We start from the raw sequence: 16,638 nt of genomic DNA, 5'->3' as shown, positions 1-16,638 counted from the left end.
GAGCAAGAGAGGAATCATGGCGGAGCTGACGATCCGTCCGGACGAGATCCGGAACGCGCTGGAGCGCTTCGTCCAGTCGTACGAGCCGGAGGCGGCCGCGCGCGAAGAGGTCGGCACCGTTGTCGATTCCGGCGACGGTATCGCCCACATCGAGGGACTGCCCTCGGCCATGGCGAACGAGCTCCTCGAGTTCGAGGACGGGACCCGTGGCCTGGCTCTGAACCTGGACGTCCGTGAGATCGGCGCCGTTGTGCTGGGCGACTTCAGCGGCATCGAGGAGGGCCAGAAGGTCCGCCGCACCGGTGAGGTCCTGTCGGTGCCGGTGGGCGACGCCTACCTGGGCCGTGTGGTGGACGCCCTGGGCAACCCGCTGGACGGCAAGGGCGCCCTGGAGCTGACCGAGCGCCGCGCGCTGGAACTGCAGGCGCCGACCGTCGTGCAGCGCCAGTCGGTGAACGAGCCGCTGCAGACCGGCATCAAGGCGATCGACGCGATGACGCCGATCGGCCGCGGCCAGCGGCAGCTGATCATCGGTGACCGGCAGACCGGCAAGACCACGGTCTGCATCGACACCATCATCAACCAGAAGGAGAACTGGCTCTCCGGGGACGAGAAGAAGCAGGTCCGCTGCATCTACGTCGCCATCGGCCAGAAGGGCTCCACGATCGCCAACGTGCGCCGCACCCTCGAGGAGGCCGGCGCCATGGAGTACACCACGATCGTGGCCGCCCCCGCCTCCGACCCGGCCGGCTACAAGTACATCGCCCCCTACACCGGCTCGGCGATCGGCCAGCACTGGATGTACCAGGGCAAGCACGTCCTGATCGTCTTCGACGACCTGTCCAAGCAGGCCGAGGCCTACCGCGCGATCTCGCTGCTGCTGCGCCGCCCGCCGGGCCGTGAGGCCTACCCGGGCGACGTGTTCTACCTGCACTCCCGGCTGCTGGAGCGGTGCGCCAAGCTGAGCGACGAGATGGGCGGCGGCTCGCTGACCGGTCTGCCGATCATCGAGACCAAGGGCAACGACGTCTCGGCGTTCATCCCCACCAACGTCATCTCGATCACCGACGGCCAGTGCTTCCTGGAGACCGACCTGTTCAACCAGGGCGTCCGGCCGGCCATCAACGTCGGCATCTCGGTCTCCCGGGTCGGCGGCTCGGCGCAGATCAAGGCCATGCGCAAGGTCGCCGGCACGCTCCGGCTGGCCCTGTCGAAGTACCGCGACCTGGAGGCCTTCGCCGCCTTCGCCTCCGACCTGGACGCCGCCTCCCGCGCCCAGCTCGACCGCGGCGCCCGGCTGGTGGAGCTGCTCAAGCAGCCGCAGTACAGCCCGATCCCGGCGGAGAAGCAGGTCGTGTCGGTGTGGTCCGGCACCTCCGGCGAGCTCGACGACGTCCCGGTGGAGGACATCCGCCGGTTCGAGGCCGAGTTCCTGGACTACGTCGAGCGCAACCACGGCGGCGTGCTGGTCGAGATCCGCGACACCGGCCAGCTCTCCGATGACGCCCTGACCACGCTCAAGGCGGCCATCGACGAGTTCAAGAAGGAATTCCAGACCAGCGCGGGCACGCTGCTGGTCGTCGAGGAACCCGCTGAGCCGATCAAGGACGAGGCCATCGGCCAGGAGAAGGTCCAGCGCGTCGTCAAGAAGGACTGATCCGCCATGGGTGCACAGCTTCGGCAACTGCGGCGGCAGATCCGCTCCGTCAAGTCGACCGCGAAGATCACTCGTGCCCAGGAGATGATCGCCACCTCGCGGATCGTCAAGGCGCAGCAGGCGGTGGAGAGCTCCAAGCCGTACGCCGACCAGATCACCCGGGCGCTGACCGCGCTGGTCAGCCACAACGTGGGGATCGACCATCCGCTGCTGCGCGAGCAGCCGGAGGACAGGCGGTCGGCGGTGCTGGTGATCACCAGCGACCGCGGGTTCTGCGGCGCCTACAACGCCAACGTGATCCGTGAGGCCGAGGCCCTGATGGCCCGGCTGCGCGAGCGGGGCCGCGAGCCGGTCCCGTACGTGATCGGCAACAAGGGCATCACCTGGTACCGGTTCCGCGACCGGGAGCTGGCGGCCGAGTGGAGCGGCATCTCCGACCGGCCGGACTTCGCCAGCGCCGAGCAGATCGGTCGGCGGCTGACGGCGGACTTCATCAAGACCGAGGCAGGTTCGGGCGGTGGAGACAAGCACGCGGGCGGCGTGGGCGAGATCCACGTGGTCTACACCGAGTTCGTCTCGATGCTGACCCAGCAGGTGCAGGTGCGCCGGCTGCTGCCGCTGGAGATCGAGGAGACGACCTCCGGGCAGGTGCTGCCGGCCTACGAGTTCGAGCCGAGCGCGCAGGCGGCGCTGGACCTGCTGCTGCCGAACTACGTGGAGAGCCGCGTCTTCCACATGCTGCTCCAGTCGGCGGCGTCGTTCCACGCGGCGGTGCGCCGGGCGATGAAGTCGGCGACGGACAACGCGAACGAACTGATCGGGGTCTACACGCGCATGGCCAACCAGGCGCGGCAGGCCGAGATCACCCAGGAAATCAGCGAGATCGTCGGTGGCGCTGATGCGCTCGCCGAGTCGAGCGCGGGGAGTGAATAAGTGACCGCACAGGTAGAGACGGCGACCGCGACCGGGCGCGTCGCCCGAGTCATCGGCCCGGTCGTCGACGTGGAGTTCCCCGCCGACGCCATGCCGGACATTTACAACGCGCTGCACGTCGAGGTGACCCTCGGCACCGAGACCCGGACGCTGACCCTCGAGGTCGCCCAGCACCTGGGCGACAACGTGGTCCGGGCGATCTCGATGCAGCCGACCGACGGCCTGGTGCGCGGCGCGACCGTGACCGACACCGGCAACCCGATCTCGGTGCCGGTCGGCGACGTGACCAAGGGGCACGTGTGGAACGCCCTGGGCGAGACCCTGGACGTGCCCACCTCCTCGCTGGAGATCAACGAGCGGTGGAGCATCCACCGCAAGGCCCCGGCCTTCGACCAGCTGGAGTCCAAGACCGAGATGCTGGTCACCGGCATCAAGGTCATCGACCTGCTCACCCCGTACGTCAAGGGCGGCAAGATCGGCCTGTTCGGCGGCGCGGGCGTGGGCAAGACCGTGCTGATCCAGGAGATGATCCGCCGGGTCGCCAAGAACTTCGGCGGCACCTCCTGCTTCGCCGGCGTGGGCGAGCGCACCCGTGAGGGCAACGACCTGTGGGTGGAGATGGCCGAGGCGGACGTCCTCAAGGACACCGCCCTGGTCTTCGGCCAGATGGACGAGCCGCCGGGCACCCGACTGCGGGTGGCGCTGTCGGCGCTGACCATGGCCGAGTACTTCCGGGACGTCCAGAAGCAGGACGTGCTGCTGTTCATCGACAACATCTTCCGGTTCACCCAGGCGGGTTCGGAGGTGTCCACCCTGCTCGGCCGCATGCCGTCGGCGGTGGGCTACCAGCCGACCCTGGCCGACGAGATGGGCGTGCTGCAGGAGCGGATCACCTCGACGCGCGGTCACTCGATCACCTCGATGCAGGCGATCTACGTGCCCGCCGACGACATCACCGACCCGGCGCCGCACACCACGTTCGCCCACCTGGACGCCACCACGGTGCTCTCGCGGGCCATCACCGAGAAGGGCATCTACCCGGCGGTGGACCCGCTGGACTCCACCTCCCGGATCATGGACCCGCAGGTGATCGGGCAGGAGCACTACGAGGTGGCCCAGGAGGTCAAGCGGATCCTGCAGAAGTACAAGGAGCTGCAGGACATCATCGCCATCCTGGGCATCGACGAGCTGTCCGAGGAGGACAAGGTCACGGTCAACCGGGCGCGGCGGATCGAGCGGTTCCTGTCGCACCCGATGTTCGTGGCGGAGGCGTTCACCGGCCAGCCCGGCGTGTTCGTCGAGCTGGACGAGACCATCGCCTCGTTCAAGGCGATCGCCGAGGGCAAGTACGACCACGTGCCCGAGCAGGCGTTCTTCATGTGCGGCGGCATCGACGACGTCGAGAAGAAGTACAAGGAACTGTCCAAGTGAGGTCCGCCCGCCGGCGGGACGTCTCCGGGCGTCCCGCCGGCGGCGGCCGACGGTTCCGTTGAGCGCGAGGAGTGCAAGTGGCAACCCTGAAGGTGGGCCTGGTCTCACCGGAGCGTGAGATCTGGTCCGGCGAGGCCACCCAGGTGGTCGCGCAGACCGTCGAGGGCCAGCTCGGCATCCTGCCCGGCCACGCCCCGGTGCTCGGCGTGCTGCTGGACGGCAGCGTGGTGAAGGTGACGCCGGCCGACGGATCGCCGGAGGTCGTGGCGATGGTCGGCAGCGGCTTCTTCTCGGTGGCGTTCGACGAGGTCTCGGTGCTGGCCGAGCAGGCGGTGCTGGGCCGTGACGTCGACGTGGACGCCGCGCAGGGCGAGCTGGCCGAGGCCCAGGCCCGCGGCCTGGGCGACGAGGAGGCCCCGGTGCTCGAACGGCGGGCCCGCGCCAAGCTGCGCGCCGCCGAGCTCGAGGCCTAGCGGAGCGACGGACCGGGGCGGGGGCGGCGCTTGGCAGAGCACCTGACGGACGTGGGCGTGGTGCTCGCCGTGCTGCTGGGCGCGGTGGTGGTGCTGCCGCTCGCCGCGGTGCTGCTGCGGCGGTGGGTGTTCCAGCGCCGTGGCGGCGTGGTGGAGTGCAGCCTGCGGACGCTGCCCCTGGACGGCGCTCCGGGCCCCTGGCGGCTGGGCATCGGCCGCTACAAGGGCGACGAGCTGCACTGGCATCGGGCCTTCGGACTGCGTGTACGGCCCCGGCAGGTGATCCACCGCCGGGGCCTCGTCGTGTCCAACCGGCGGTCGCCCGACCCGGCCGAGGCGCCGGGCCTGCCGCCGGAGGCCGGGATCGTGGAGGTCCGCAACGGGGACCAGCGGGTGGAGCTGGCGATGAGCTCCGCCGCCCTGACCGGGTTCCTGGCCTGGCTGGAGGCCGCTCCGCCGGGCTTCCCGGTCGACCTGTCCTGACGCCTCCCGGTCCGGGACGGGGAGGCGGCCCCTGCGACCGCCGGCCCTCGGTCGCAGGGGTCACACGGCGGCGAGGCTGATGTCCCCCCAGCTCGTGGTGACCGTGATCCGGTGCTCGGAGGCCGAGTCGACGCGGATCCCGGTGATGTCGGGCCGGTCGTTGTCCTTCTCGGTGCGGGACTCGAAGGCGTACCCGACGGTGGCGGGGACCGTGATGTGCACGTCGCCGGTGTCGGCGGTGGCGGTGACGGAGTCGGGGACGCGGTCGGCGCGGTAGCCGATCCGGATGTTGCCGGTGTTGGTGACGGCGGTCACCGAACGCCCCTGGGTCGCGTCGAGGGTCACGTTGCCGACGTCGGTGCGCGCCTGCACCGAGCCGGCCCCGGTCAGCCGGATGTCGCCGGTGTTGGTGGCGGCGTTGACGTTCCCGCCGCGCAGGTCGGTGGCGGTGACGTTGCCGGTGTCGGTGGTGACGTGCAGGGGACCGGCCAGGGCCCGTACGCGGATGTCGCCGGTGTCGGCGTGGATCCGGGCGGCCATGGCGCGCGGCACCTCGATCCGGTAGTCGACCGAGCAGGAGTTGAAGCCGATGGTGAACCCGTCCGGGCAGGTGTAGTCCAGCACCAGGGTGTCGCCCTCGCGGCGGTGGCCGGGGGTCGGCTTGCGCCCCTTGCTCCACGACAGCCGCTCGTGGACGCTGATCGTCGTGGCGTCGCCGCCGACGATCTCCACGTCGGCGGCGTCGAGCCGGAGGTTGAGGCTCGTGACCGAGCCGGGCAGCTGGTAGCGGCGGTCCTCGTGGTAGGTCGTGGCGCCGAGGGTGCCGCAGCCCCCGAGCGCCACGGTCATGCCGGTCAGTCCCGCGGCCAGTGCCGCCACGGTGCCCGTACGCCTGTTCGCCATCGTTCCCGCCTTCTCCCCCGGGGTGCGTCGGATCCCAGCATCGGGTATCGGCGGCCGGCGGGGACAGGTGGCTCCCCAGCCTCTTCGAGGTGGGGATAGCCCCACCGTTCCCGGGAACCGGGCAGGACCGTCGTGGCCGGGGCTACCTCTCCCCTCCGGGCTTCCACAGGACGTCGCCGTGGGCGGCGTTGGCCACCCGGCAGAGGATGAACAGCAGGTCGGACAGGCGGTTGAGGTAGCGGGCGGTGAGGGGGTTGACGGTGCCCTCGGGGGCGGCGCCGTGGTGTTCGATGGCGGCCCAGACGGAGCGTTCGGCGCGGCGGGCGACGGTGCGGGCGACGTGCAGGAGGGCGGCGCCGGGGGTGCCGCCGGGGAGGATGAAGCTGCGCAGCGGCCGCAGGTCGGCGTTGTACCGGTCGCAGGCCTCCTCGAGCCGGGTGACGTAGGACTCCTCGACGCGGAGCGGGGGGTACTCGGCGGCGGAGTCGTCGGTCATCGGGTTGCACAGGTCGGCGCCCACGTCGAACAGGTCGTTCTGGACGCGGACCAGGAGGGCGCGCAGGTCGTCGGGGAGGGAGCCGAGGGCGAGGGCGACCCCGATGGCGGCGTTGGCCTCCTCCACGTCGGCGTAGGCGGCCAGGCGGGGGTCGGTCTTGCGGGTCCGTGACATGTCGCCCAGGGCGGTGGTGCCGTCGTCCCCGGTGCGGGTGTAGATCCGGGACAGGACGACGGGGGTGTCCTCGTTCTTCGGCATACCGAACACCCTAGGACCCGCGGGCCGCGTCCGAGCGGTCCGGGCGCTGACGTTTCGCCCTGGTGAGTGCCATGATGTCAGCTCGGTACCCTGTCGCTCTTGTCGCTTACGTCTGGGCACTCGGAGGCGGTCGTGTACGACTTCATCATCGTCGGGGCGGGCAGCGCGGGCTGCGTGCTGGCCGCCCGGCTGAGCGAGGACCCGCAGACGAGGGTGCTGGTGCTGGAGGCCGGGCCGCCGGACGACGCCCCCGAGATCCGCATCCCGGCGGGCATCGCCTCGCTGATGCAGGGCCCGTACGACTGGAACTACGCCACCACCCCGCAGGAGCACGCGGCCGGGCGCAGCGTGTACTGGCCGCGCGGGCGCACCCTCGGCGGGTCGTCGTCGACCAACGCGATGATCTACATCCGGGGGCACCGGTACGACTTCGACACCTGGCGCGACGTCTACGGCTGCGCGGGCTGGGGGTACGCCGACCTGCTGCCGTACTTCAAGAAGGCCGAGGACCAGCAGCGCGGCGAGTCGGAGTACCACGGGGTGGGCGGGCCGCTGCGGGTGGAGGACCTGCGGTTCAAGCATCCGCTGACCCGGGCGTGGGTGGAGTCGGCGCGGGCGTACGGGCTGCCGGCCAACAACGACTTCAACGGCGCCGAGATGGACGGGGTCGGGCACTACCAGGTCACCCAGCGGCGCGGCCGGCGCTGGTCGGCCGCCGACGCCTACCTGCGCCCGGCGATGGACCGGCCCAACCTGACCGTGCGGACCGACGCGCTGGTCACCGGCGTGGTCATCGAGAACGGGCGGGCCGTGGGCGTCCGCTACGAGCTGCACGGCGAGCAGGTCGAGGCGCGCGCCGAGGCCGAGGTGGTGCTGTCGGGCGGCGCGATCAACAGCCCGCAGCTGCTCATGCTGTCCGGCGTCGGCCCCGCCGACCGGCTCCGCGAGCACGGCATCGACGTGCTGGTCGACCTGCCGGGCGTGGGGGAGGGGCTGCAGGACCACCTGATCGCCCCGGCGCTGTGGGCGACCCCGAACACCAAGGCGATCTGGGAGACCTCCGGCGGGCGGTACTTCGCGATGTGGGCGGCGCTGGGCCGGGGGCCGCTGGCCTCCAACATCGCCGAGGCGGGCGGCTTCACCCGTACGGTCGACGGGCTGCCCGCCCCCGACCTGCAGTACCACGTGCTGCCCACCCCGTACGTCAACCAGGGCCTCACCGATGTGGCGCAGCGGCAGTTCACCGTGTTCGTCACCGCGGTCGCCATCGCCAGCCGGGGCCGGATCACGCTGCGCTCGGCCAGCCCGCACGCCAAGCCGCTGATCGACCCGGCGTACATGACCGAGAAGGCCGACGTGGACATCATGGTCGCCGGGCTGCGGCAGGCCCGGCAGATCGCCGCGACGGGTCCGCTGGCCCGGATGGTGCAGGGGGAGCGGTCCCCGGGCGAGCAGGTCGACGGCGACGAGGAGCTGCGCGAGTGGGTGCGGCGGGAGGCCGTCACCGTCTACCACCCGACCAGCACGTGCGCCATGGGCGGCGGCGAGGGCTCGGTCGTCGACCCCGAGCTGCGGGTGCGCGGGGTGGAGGGGCTGCGGGTGGTGGACGCCTCGGTGATGCCGGCGGTGCCGCGCGGCAACACCAACGCCCCCACCATCGCCATCGCCGAACGCGCCGCCGACCTCATCAGGGGCCGCGCACCGCTGCCCCCGGCGACGGTCTGAGGCGCCACGGCGAAGACCCCCTCGCCTCCGAGGAGGACGAGGGGGTCCTGGCTCCCATGCGACAGCCGGGCAGGGCGGGCGGCCGCTGCCGCCGGGTCACTTCCGGCGGCCCTTCGCCTTGGCGGCCTTCGCGGCGGCCTTGGCCTCCTCCCGCATCCGGCGTACCCGGTCGTTGATGATCGCCTTCGACATGTCGGGGTGCATCGCGTCTCTCCTCTCGGCCGGACCGGCCAGTCCGGCCCGACACTTAGAGGTTCGCGCTAAGACGGCACCCGCCACATCGGGACGACGCCCTATCTCGAGGGTCTTAGGAGGTCTTAGGCGGGGCCGGGGGTCTTAGGCCGCGGCCCCGCCCGGGACGGTCACTTGTAGCGCTTGCCGTGCAGCATGTTGATCATCTGCAGCAGCCGGGCCATGTCCTTGTCCGTGCGGGAGAACGAGGCCACGTTGGTGGGCAGGTTGAACCGCTGCCGGGTGATGGCCTTGGCGCGGGCGAACTCGCGCAGCCCGTCCGCCCCGTGGATCCGGCCGAACCCGGACTCGCCGACCCCGCCGAACGGCAGCGCCGGCACCGAGGCGAACGCGATGACCGCGTTGATCGAGGTCATCCCGGACCGCATCCGGCGGGCCAGGTCCATCGCCCGGGACCTGCTGCCGGAGAAGATCGTCCCGGCCAGCCCGTAGGAGGTGCGGTTGGCCTTCTCCAGCGCCTCCTCGGCGTCCCTGACCCTGTGCACGGTGATGGTCGGGCCGAACGTCTCCTCGCAGACCGCCGCCGAGTCGTCGGGCACGTCGGTGATGATGACCGGCTCGACGTACGGCTCGCGGACCGACTCGGGGCCGCCGACCACGGCCTTGCCGCCCTTGCCCAGCGCGTCCTTGATGTGCCGTTCGATGATCGGGAGCTGGCCGGGCATGGTGACCGGGCCGTAGTCGGCCTCCCGGTCGAACCCGGGCCGCAGCCCCTTGGCCTTGTCGGCCAGCTTGCCGAGGAACTCGTCGTAGACGCTCTCCACCACGTAGATCCGCTCGACGCCCACGCAGGTCTGCCCGGCGTTGGACATGGCGCCGAACACCGCGGCGTCGGCCGCCGCCTCGAGGTCGGCGTCGGCGTCGACGATGAACGCGTCCTTGCCGCCGCACTCGGCGACCATGGGGGTGAGGTTCTCCGCGCAGGCCGCCATCACCTTGCGGGCGGTGGGACCGGAGCCGGTGAAGGCGATCTTGTCGACGCCGCTGCGGGCCAGCGCCGCGCCGGTCGCCCCGAGCCCGGTCACCACCTGGAACACCGGCTTCTCGGTGACCACGGTGCCGAACAGCTCGGCCAGCAGCAGGCCCACGCCCGGGGTGTACTCCGACGGCTTGAACACCACCGCGTTCCCGGCGGCCAGCGCGTACGCGATCGAGCCCATCGGGGTGAAGACCGGGTAGTTCCACGGGCCGATCACGCCGACCACGCCGAGCGGCTGGTACTCCAGCACGCACTTCTGGTTGATGGCGGCCAGCCCCGGGTAGACGTTGCGCGGCCCGAGCACCTTGCGGGCGTTGCGGGCGGCCCAGTCCAGGTGGGTGATGGCCAGCACCATCTCCAGCTGGGCGTCGATCAGCGGCTTGCCGGTCTCCTGGTGGACCAGCTCGGCGACCCGGTTGAGGTTGCGGGTCAGCGCGCCCTTGTAGTTGAGCAGCCGCAGCCGCCGTTCCTTCCAGCCCAGCTCGCGCCACCACTCGGCGGCCTCGCGGGCGCGGGCGACGGCCGCGGCGACGGCCGCCTCGTCGTGGATCGGATGCTCCCCGACGACCTCACCGGTGGCCGGGTTCAGCGATGTGAAGGTGGTGCTCTCCGTCGCCACGGACATGAGACCTCCCGGGAGAGCTCAGTAAGCAATCGCTTTCAGACGTTGGGTCCAGTAAAGCACTCTAGGGCCGTCCCGGGGAGCCGAGGATCCCCCGTTCCATGGCCGCGGTGACGGCCGCGGTCCGGTCGCTCACCCCGAGCTTGCCGAACGCCCGCAGCAGATGGGTCTTGACGGTGGCCTCGCTGATGAACAGCTCCCGGCCGATCTCGGCGTTCGTCCGGCCCCGCGCCACCAGCGCCAGCACCTCGATCTCGCGCGGCGACAGGTCCACCGGGGCACGCATCCGCGACACCAGCTTGGCCGCCACCGACGGGGCCAGCACCGTCTCGCCGCGCGCCGCCGCCCGGACCGCCTGCGCCAGGTCCCGCCGGCCGACGTCCTTGAGCAGGTAGCCGGCCGCCCCCGCCTCCACCGCCCGCAGGATGTCGGCGTCGGTCTCGTACGTGGTCAGCACCACCACCCGGGTCCGCGGGCGGCGGGCCAGCACCCGCGCGGTGGCCTCCACCCCGTCGCCGCCGGGCATCCGCAGGTCCATCAGCACCACGTCGGGCTCGTGCCGGCCCACCGCCGCCACCGCCTCGGCCGCGCCGCCCGCCTCGCCGACCACCTCCAGGTCCGGCTCGGCGGCCAGCATCCCGCGCAGCCCCTCGCGCACCACCGGATGGTCGTCGACCAGCAGCACCTTGATCATGCGTTCCGTCTCCCGGTCAGGCGGTGGCCGGCCACATCGACGCGCACGGCACCGTCACGGTCAGCGCGGTGCCGTCCCCGGGGGCGCTGGCGACCTCGACCGTCCCGCCGATCTGCTCCACCCGCCGCCGCATCCCGGCCAGCCCGAACCCGCCGTCCGCCCCCGGCGCGGTCGCCCGCGGGTCGAAGCCCCGGCCGTCGTCGCTCACCAGCAGCCGCACCTCGTCGGCCCGGTAGGACAGGCGGACGCGCACGTCGCTCGCGGCGGCGTGCTTGCGGACGTTGGCCAGGGCCTCCTGCGCGGCCCGCAGCAGCACCACCTCCAGGCTGGGCTCCAGGGTGCGGGGCGTCCCCTCGGTCTCGAACCGCGGAACGGCGCCGGTGTCCTGGGCGAACCTGTCGACCAGCCGGCCGATCGCGTCCGCCAGCGCCGCCTCCTGCAACGGGGCCGGCGGCAGGGCGGCCACCAGCGCCCGCGCCTCGGCCAGGTTCTCCCGCGCGGTACGGGCGGCCAGCTCGACCGGGCGGCGGGCGGGATGACCGTCGTCCAGCCGCGCCTCGGCCCCCTGCAGCAGCATCAGGATCGTGGTGAACCCCTGGGCCAGGGTGTCGTGGATCTCCCCGGCCAGCCGTTCCCGCTCGGCCGCCACGCCCGCCTCCCGCGACAGCCGGGCCACCTCGGCGCGGCTGGCGGTGAGCTGCTCGATCAGCTCGGCGCGCTCCTGGCTCTGCCGGATGATCCGTTCGATCCAGTGCCCGAACGCCGCGGAGAACGTCACGATCAGCAGCGTGTTGGCCAGCAGCCCGCCCGCCACCCGGCCCGGATCCTCGGCGGTCAGCAACTGCGGCACCGCCGGGCCGACGCTCAGCACCACCACCGAGGCGATCGCCCAGCCCACCGGCAGCACCATGAACAGATGGGTGATCACGGCGAACGCCGAACACCAGGCGGCCGGCGCCAGCGCGGTCGCGGCGGCGAACAGCCCGATGGCGCCCGCCGTGTAGGCGAACCCCCGCGGCCCGCCCGGGCGGCCGGAGCGCACCACCGGGCGGGCCAGCACCGCGTACAGCGGGGGGATGGCCAGCAGGAACGCGATCGACCACACCCGGTCGGCCCGCGGCTCGTCGTCGAACCACACGACCGCGGCGGCCGCCGCCAGGATCACCCCGGACAGCAGGTCCCAGGTCAGCAGACCGCGTTCCCACTCGTGGCGGTTCACCCGTCCGCCTTGCCCTTCCACCGGAACGTCAGCGCACACAGCGCCAGACCCGCCACGCACCATGCGCCCAGTATCAGGGCGATGCGCCCGTGTTCCCACGCCCCGGCCGGTTCCGCCGCCAGCAGGGCGTCCGGCAGCAGCGCCGACCGCAGCCCCTGACACATCCACTTCAGCGGGAACAGGGCCGCGATCTGCTGCAGCCAGCCGGGCAGCTGGCCGAAGGCGAAGAACACCCCGGAGATGAACTGCAACGCCAGGAACGGCAGGTTGAGCACACCGGACGCGCTGCGGCCGCTGCGCGGCAGGCTGCTCATCGCGATCCCCAGCAGCGCGCAGGAGGCCACCCCGAGCACGAACACCCAGGCGAACGTCAGCCAGCGGCCCGGATCGGCCGGCGGCTCCAGCCCGAACAGCGCGATCCCCACCCCCAGCAGCACCGCCGTCTCCAGCACCGCCAGGATCAGCGCCAGCACCGTCTTGCCGACGAAGTACGACGCCCGCGGCATCGGCGTGCCGTACAGCCGCTTGAGGGTGCCGTCGTCGCGTTCCACCGCGATCGCCACGCCGAGGTTGACGAAGGTGACCGACATGATGCCGGTGGCGATCATCCCGGCGGTGAAGTACTGCCGGAAGCTCACCCCGGTCTCGCCCAGCTCGTAGTCGAAGATCGACCCGAAGATCGCCAGCAGCATCACCGGGAGCAGGAAGGTGAACACCACCGCGTCCCGCTCCCGCAGGAACATCCTCGTCTCCAGCAGACCCCGGCTCACGCCGACGGACAGCGCCCTGGTCATCGCCGTTCTCCGAGCATCCGCAGGTACACGTCCTCCAGCGTCGGGCGGGTCACGGTCAGCTCCGGGACCTCGCCGCCGAACCGCTCCGCCAGCTCGCCGACCACCTGCGTCGGGCTCGCCGTCCGCAGGGACCGCCGGCCCTCGCCGGGGTCCAGCCAGCTCACCTCGGCCTCGGCGGTGGCCCTTCCGCCCAGTTCGCGAGGGGTGCCGGTGGCCAGGATCCGGCCGTCGGAGATCACCCCCACCCGGTCGGCCAGGGCCTCGGCCTCCTCCATGTAGTGGGTGGTCAGCAGGATCGTCGTCCCGCCGTCCGCCAGCCCCCGGATCAGCTCCCAGAACGCCCGCCGCGCCTCCGGGTCGAACCCGGTCGTCGGCTCGTCCAGGAACAGCAGCTCCGGATCGCCCACGATCCCCAGCGCCACGTCCACCCGCCGCCGCTGCCCGCCCGACAGCCTCCGCAGCCTCGTGCCCGCGCTGCCGGTCAGCCCGACCGCCTCGATCACCTCGTCGGGGTCGCGGGGCCCGGGGTAGTAGCCCGCGAAGTGCCGCACGATCTCCCGGACGGTCAGCTCGGGAGCCTCCCTGGTCGTCTGCGCCACGATCCCCAGCCGGGCCCGCCAGTCCAGCGTCGCCCGCGCCGGATCGACCCCCAGCACCTCGACCTCGCCGGCGTCCCGGCTCCGGAACCCCTCCAGGATCTCGACCGTGGTCGACTTCCCGGCCCCGTTCGGCCCCAGGAGCGCGAAGACCTCCCCGCGCTCGATCTCCAGATCCACTCCGTCGACGGCCCGCACGTCGCCGTACCGCTTGGCGAGCCCCTGCACCCGTATCGCGCTGCTCACACTCCGAGAGTCCCGCCCGTTCCCGCGCCCGGCGATCGACCGCCCGGTCATCCCTGCGTCCACCGTTCGGTGGACACCGCCCGCAGGGCGCGCCGCCCGGCGCGGCCCGTGCGCCGCGGCGGCCGTTCCGGCCGGCAGGGGCACCCGTCCTGATCGGGGACGCCGCCGATCCGGATACGCTCCTCAGCGCGATGCACCGCGTGACGCCGCCCCCGGGTGATGCTTTGGCGTGCATGGCCGCAGACGAAGTGTCATCTGTGTTCTTCCGAACGTGAAGTCGATGGAGTGCCGTGAACGAATCCCCCGATCCCGTCGTCAAGAGGCGCGCGAAGGCGGTCGGGTTCGGCTGCCTGGGCTGCCTGGGGTTGTTCGTCCTGATGCTGATCGGCGGCGCTCTGATGGGCGATCCGAAGCCGCGGGCCGGGGTCGCGGGCCGGACCGCCGCTCCCACCGCCACGGCCTCCCGGAGCACCGCCCCCTCGCCGGAGGTCGATGACGCGGCCCGTTCCATGTGCGCCGACATCGTGCGGGTCGCCGAGCTGCGCCGCGCCGGCCGGAGCGGCGCCGCCGCCGAGGCGCTCACCGAGGCGCGGATCCACGCCGCCGCCTCCGGGGTCCGCGAGGTCGAACGGCTGGCCGACGGCCCGGAGGCGAGGTTCGCCGACGCGGCCGCGGCGTGGTGCCGCGAGAACCTCCCCGAGGTCACCGCCACCCCGGTCGGCCCGACGCCCACGCCCAGCACGACGCCCGCGGTCACCCGTTCCGCCGCGCCGGAGCCCGAGCCCGAGGACGGCGGGCCCTCCCCGCGCACCATCAAGCCGGGCGCGAGCTGCTCCCCGCGCGGCGCCACGGGCACGTACTACGGCCGCACCTACACCTGCAAGGGCCCGGGCCGCCTCCGCTGGCGGCGGTGAGCCGGGGTCACATGCCGATGGCGGCGCGGAACCAGGTCAGGCCGTCGCTGATGGCCTCGGTCTGGACGCCCAGCAGGCCGGTGACGTGGAAGACGGCGTCGAAGAACAGCTCGTTCACCGGCGGGATCCACAGCACCACCAGCAGGATCAGGAACGCGTAGCCGCCGACCTCATCGGCCTTGGCGACCCAGCGGCGGGGCAGGTAGGGCTCCACGATGCCGAAGCCGTCCAGGCCGGGGACCGGGAGCAGGTTCAGCAGGGCGGCGGTGACCTGGAGGAACGTCAGGAACGCCAGGGCCGACCAGAACACCAGGTGCTCGGGGGAGCGCAGGTTGGTGACGGCGACCGCCAGGGCGACCGCGAACGCCAGGTTGGCCAGGGGACCGGCCGCCGAGATGAGGCTGTGGCGGAGCCGGCCGGAGATGCGGCCCCGGTCGATCCACACCGCGCCGCCGGGCAGGCCGATGCCGCCCATCAGGATGAACAGCACCGGCAGCAGGAACGACAGGGTGACGTCGCCGTACTTGAGCGGGTTCAGCGTCAGGTAGCCCTTGGTGGCGACGCCGTGGTCGCCCGACCGGTAGGCGAGGTACGCGTGGCCGAACTCGTGCAGGCACAGCGACAGGACCCAGCCCGCCAGCACGAACCCGAACACCGCGACCTGGGAGAGCTTGTCGTCGAAGTAGAAGCCCTGCCGCCAGGCGGCGACCCCGCAGAGCACGGTGAGGCCGACGATCCCCAGGAACACCGGACTCGGCCTGACCGCCGACCGGCCGCCCGCCAGCTCGTGCACCGTACCCATGCCCGTCCCTTCGAAAGAGTCCGTTCCGCCGTGGCGGCTCATCCGCCCACGATGACCGGGACGACATAAGAACGCAGGAAGTTCCTGGTGTCGTCCGGGTCACGGTCCCGCTCCAGCACGATCAGCGAGGTGATGATCCGGAACAGGAACTCCACCGTTCCCTCCACCTCGATGCCGGCCCGGATCCGGCCGTCCCGCTGCGCCGCCGCGAAGTACGGGCGGACGTAGTCGCGGCACAGCCCGAGGATCCGCTCCGCCGACCCGGTCAGCACCGCGTGCGCGTGCCCGGCCGCCTCCGGCACCAGGAACTGCATCATGTGCGGCTGTCCCCGGATGTGGGAGACGGCGTCCACGATGCCCTCGACCACCGCGTCCGGCACCGACCTCTCCCGCCGCAGCCGGTCCGCCAGCCGGTCCAGGAACCGCTGCACCTCCCGCAGCATGACCGCGAGGATCAGCTCGTCCCGGCCGCCGCTGACGCTGCGGTACACGGTGGCGCGGGACAGGCCGGCCGCCGCCGCGATGTCCTCCACCGTGGTCTTGGCGACCCCGTACCGCGCGAAGCAGCTCTCGGCGGCGTCGATGATCCGCTCTCGGGTGCTGTCCGTGCTGACCGGCGGCATGCACCGAAGGCTACCGTTCGCGCCGACGCGCCGTGATCCGCCGCGATCCGCCGCGATCCGCCGGGCCGGAGCCGGTCTCCGGCCCGGCGGGTGCCCCCGCGGAACGGATCAGGGCAGCTCGTAGTCGAGGGTGTAGGAGTGGCCGCCGTCCTCGTCCACGATGATCTGGCCCTCACCGCTCAGTCCGGCCAGTTCGCCGGTGCCGGACGTGGACACGATCCGCCAGGTCAGCCACTGGCCGTCGGCGCCCCCTCCGGCGCTGTGCTGGAGGACGAACGTGCCCTTGCGGCCGTGCACCGAGCCCTCGAAGCGCTCGATCCCCACGTACGCCGCCGGACCCGACTCGGTGTGCACGGTCTGGATCTCGGTGACGCTGGTGCCCTCCAGGTCCCCGTGGAACGCCTTGGTCACCCGCACCCGGCCCAGCGTGATGCCGCCGGGCCTGGCGTCGGTGGCGTACTCGTCCCACCCGGTGATGTCGAAGGTGCCGCTCGCTCGCTGTGTCATGCCGGTCATCGTTCCGGGAGAAGCTGACACC

Annotated in this window: 17 protein-coding genes; 7 read left to right on the top strand and 10 right to left on the bottom strand. The window is 72.2% G+C overall.

What is annotated here, in order from left to right:
- Nucleotides 1-16: 16 nt before the first annotated feature.
- From atpA to HNR21_RS32870, 5 genes are all read left to right on the top strand, one after another.
- Nucleotides 17-1,657, top strand: coding sequence for a F0F1 ATP synthase subunit alpha (atpA, locus tag HNR21_RS32890; protein WP_182708187.1), 1,641 nt, complete (start codon nt 17-19; stop codon nt 1,655-1,657).
- 6 nt (nt 1,658-1,663) lie between these two features.
- Nucleotides 1,664-2,590 carry a F0F1 ATP synthase subunit gamma gene (locus tag HNR21_RS32885; RefSeq protein ID WP_182708186.1) on the top strand — a complete coding sequence of 309 codons (927 nt, stop codon included), beginning with the start codon at nt 1,664-1,666 and terminating at the stop codon, nt 2,588-2,590.
- A complete protein-coding gene (atpD, locus tag HNR21_RS32880; RefSeq protein ID WP_182708185.1) occupies nt 2,591-4,021 on the top strand; it encodes a F0F1 ATP synthase subunit beta in 1,431 nt (476 codons plus the stop codon).
- A gap of 77 nt (nt 4,022-4,098) precedes the next feature.
- Nucleotides 4,099-4,494, top strand: coding sequence for a F0F1 ATP synthase subunit epsilon (locus tag HNR21_RS32875; protein WP_119728857.1), 396 nt, complete (start codon nt 4,099-4,101; stop codon nt 4,492-4,494).
- A 30-nt stretch (nt 4,495-4,524) separates the two neighbouring features.
- Nucleotides 4,525-4,977 (top strand): DUF2550 domain-containing protein, encoded by a 453-nt coding sequence (locus HNR21_RS32870; RefSeq protein WP_182708184.1) that lies wholly within the window; start codon nt 4,525-4,527, stop codon nt 4,975-4,977.
- Nucleotides 4,978-5,037: 60 nt separating this feature from the next.
- Here the strand turns inward: HNR21_RS32870 and HNR21_RS32865 are convergent, their stop codons facing one another.
- Nucleotides 5,038-5,880, bottom strand: coding sequence for a DUF4097 family beta strand repeat-containing protein (locus HNR21_RS32865; protein WP_182708183.1), 843 nt, complete (start codon nt 5,878-5,880; stop codon nt 5,038-5,040).
- Nucleotides 5,881-6,022: 142 nt separating this feature from the next.
- Complete coding sequence (locus tag HNR21_RS32860) at nt 6,023-6,634, bottom strand: cob(I)yrinic acid a,c-diamide adenosyltransferase (RefSeq protein WP_182708182.1); 612 nt, start codon at nt 6,632-6,634, stop codon at nt 6,023-6,025.
- 99 nt (nt 6,635-6,733) lie between these two features.
- Here HNR21_RS32860 and HNR21_RS32855 point away from each other — a divergent pair, with 99 nt between their 5' ends.
- Nucleotides 6,734-8,359 (top strand): GMC family oxidoreductase, encoded by a 1,626-nt coding sequence (locus HNR21_RS32855; RefSeq protein WP_220500387.1) that lies wholly within the window; start codon nt 6,734-6,736, stop codon nt 8,357-8,359.
- A gap of 362 nt (nt 8,360-8,721) precedes the next feature.
- Here HNR21_RS32855 and HNR21_RS32850 read toward each other — a convergent pair whose 3' ends face one another.
- The 5 genes from HNR21_RS32850 to HNR21_RS32830 all read right to left on the bottom strand — a co-directional run bounded on the left by HNR21_RS32850 (nt 8,722) and on the right by HNR21_RS32830 (nt 13,812).
- The gene (locus HNR21_RS32850) at nt 8,722-10,215 is read right to left on the bottom strand and encodes an aldehyde dehydrogenase family protein (protein WP_182708181.1); all 1,494 of its coding nucleotides are present in this window, start codon (nt 10,213-10,215) and stop codon (nt 8,722-8,724) included.
- A gap of 61 nt (nt 10,216-10,276) precedes the next feature.
- Nucleotides 10,277-10,906 (bottom strand): response regulator, encoded by a 630-nt coding sequence (locus tag HNR21_RS32845; protein WP_182708180.1) that lies wholly within the window; start codon nt 10,904-10,906, stop codon nt 10,277-10,279.
- Between the two features lie 16 nt (nt 10,907-10,922).
- Nucleotides 10,923-12,125, bottom strand: coding sequence for a sensor histidine kinase (locus HNR21_RS32840; protein ID WP_182708179.1), 1,203 nt, complete (start codon nt 12,123-12,125; stop codon nt 10,923-10,925).
- A complete protein-coding gene (locus tag HNR21_RS32835; RefSeq protein WP_182708178.1) occupies nt 12,122-12,919 on the bottom strand; it encodes an ABC transporter permease in 798 nt (265 codons plus the stop codon). Before HNR21_RS32835 ends, HNR21_RS32840 begins: the two co-directional genes overlap by 4 nt.
- On the bottom strand, nt 12,916-13,812 hold the full coding sequence (locus tag HNR21_RS32830) for an ABC transporter ATP-binding protein (RefSeq protein WP_182708177.1): 897 nt from the start codon (nt 13,810-13,812) through the stop codon (nt 12,916-12,918). Before HNR21_RS32830 ends, HNR21_RS32835 begins: the two co-directional genes overlap by 4 nt.
- Nucleotides 13,813-14,051: 239 nt before the next feature.
- Here HNR21_RS32830 and HNR21_RS32825 point away from each other — a divergent pair, with 239 nt between their 5' ends.
- The gene (locus HNR21_RS32825) at nt 14,052-14,675 is read left to right on the top strand and encodes a hypothetical protein (RefSeq protein WP_182708176.1); all 624 of its coding nucleotides are present in this window, start codon (nt 14,052-14,054) and stop codon (nt 14,673-14,675) included.
- A gap of 7 nt (nt 14,676-14,682) precedes the next feature.
- Here the strand turns inward: HNR21_RS32825 and HNR21_RS32820 are convergent, their stop codons facing one another.
- The 3 genes from HNR21_RS32820 to HNR21_RS32810 form a co-directional block, all read right to left on the bottom strand.
- Nucleotides 14,683-15,477 carry a site-2 protease family protein gene (locus tag HNR21_RS32820; protein ID WP_119728865.1) on the bottom strand — a complete coding sequence of 265 codons (795 nt, stop codon included), beginning with the start codon at nt 15,475-15,477 and terminating at the stop codon, nt 14,683-14,685.
- Nucleotides 15,478-15,515: 38 nt separating this feature from the next.
- Entirely contained in the window at nt 15,516-16,100 is a 585-nt protein-coding gene (locus tag HNR21_RS32815) for a TetR/AcrR family transcriptional regulator (protein WP_182708175.1), read from the bottom strand.
- 108 nt (nt 16,101-16,208) lie between these two features.
- Nucleotides 16,209-16,607, bottom strand: a complete 399-nt coding sequence (locus tag HNR21_RS32810) for a DUF3224 domain-containing protein (RefSeq protein WP_182708174.1) — start codon at nt 16,605-16,607, stop codon at nt 16,209-16,211.
- Between the last annotated feature and the right edge of the window lie 31 nt (nt 16,608-16,638).

It is taken from the genome of Thermomonospora cellulosilytica, assembly GCF_014138835.1.
Lineage (GTDB): Bacteria > Actinomycetota > Actinomycetes > Streptosporangiales > Streptosporangiaceae > Thermomonospora > Thermomonospora amylolytica.
Note: the sequence above shows the minus strand (reverse complement) of the source record. Positions and strands in the feature narration are given on the sequence as shown.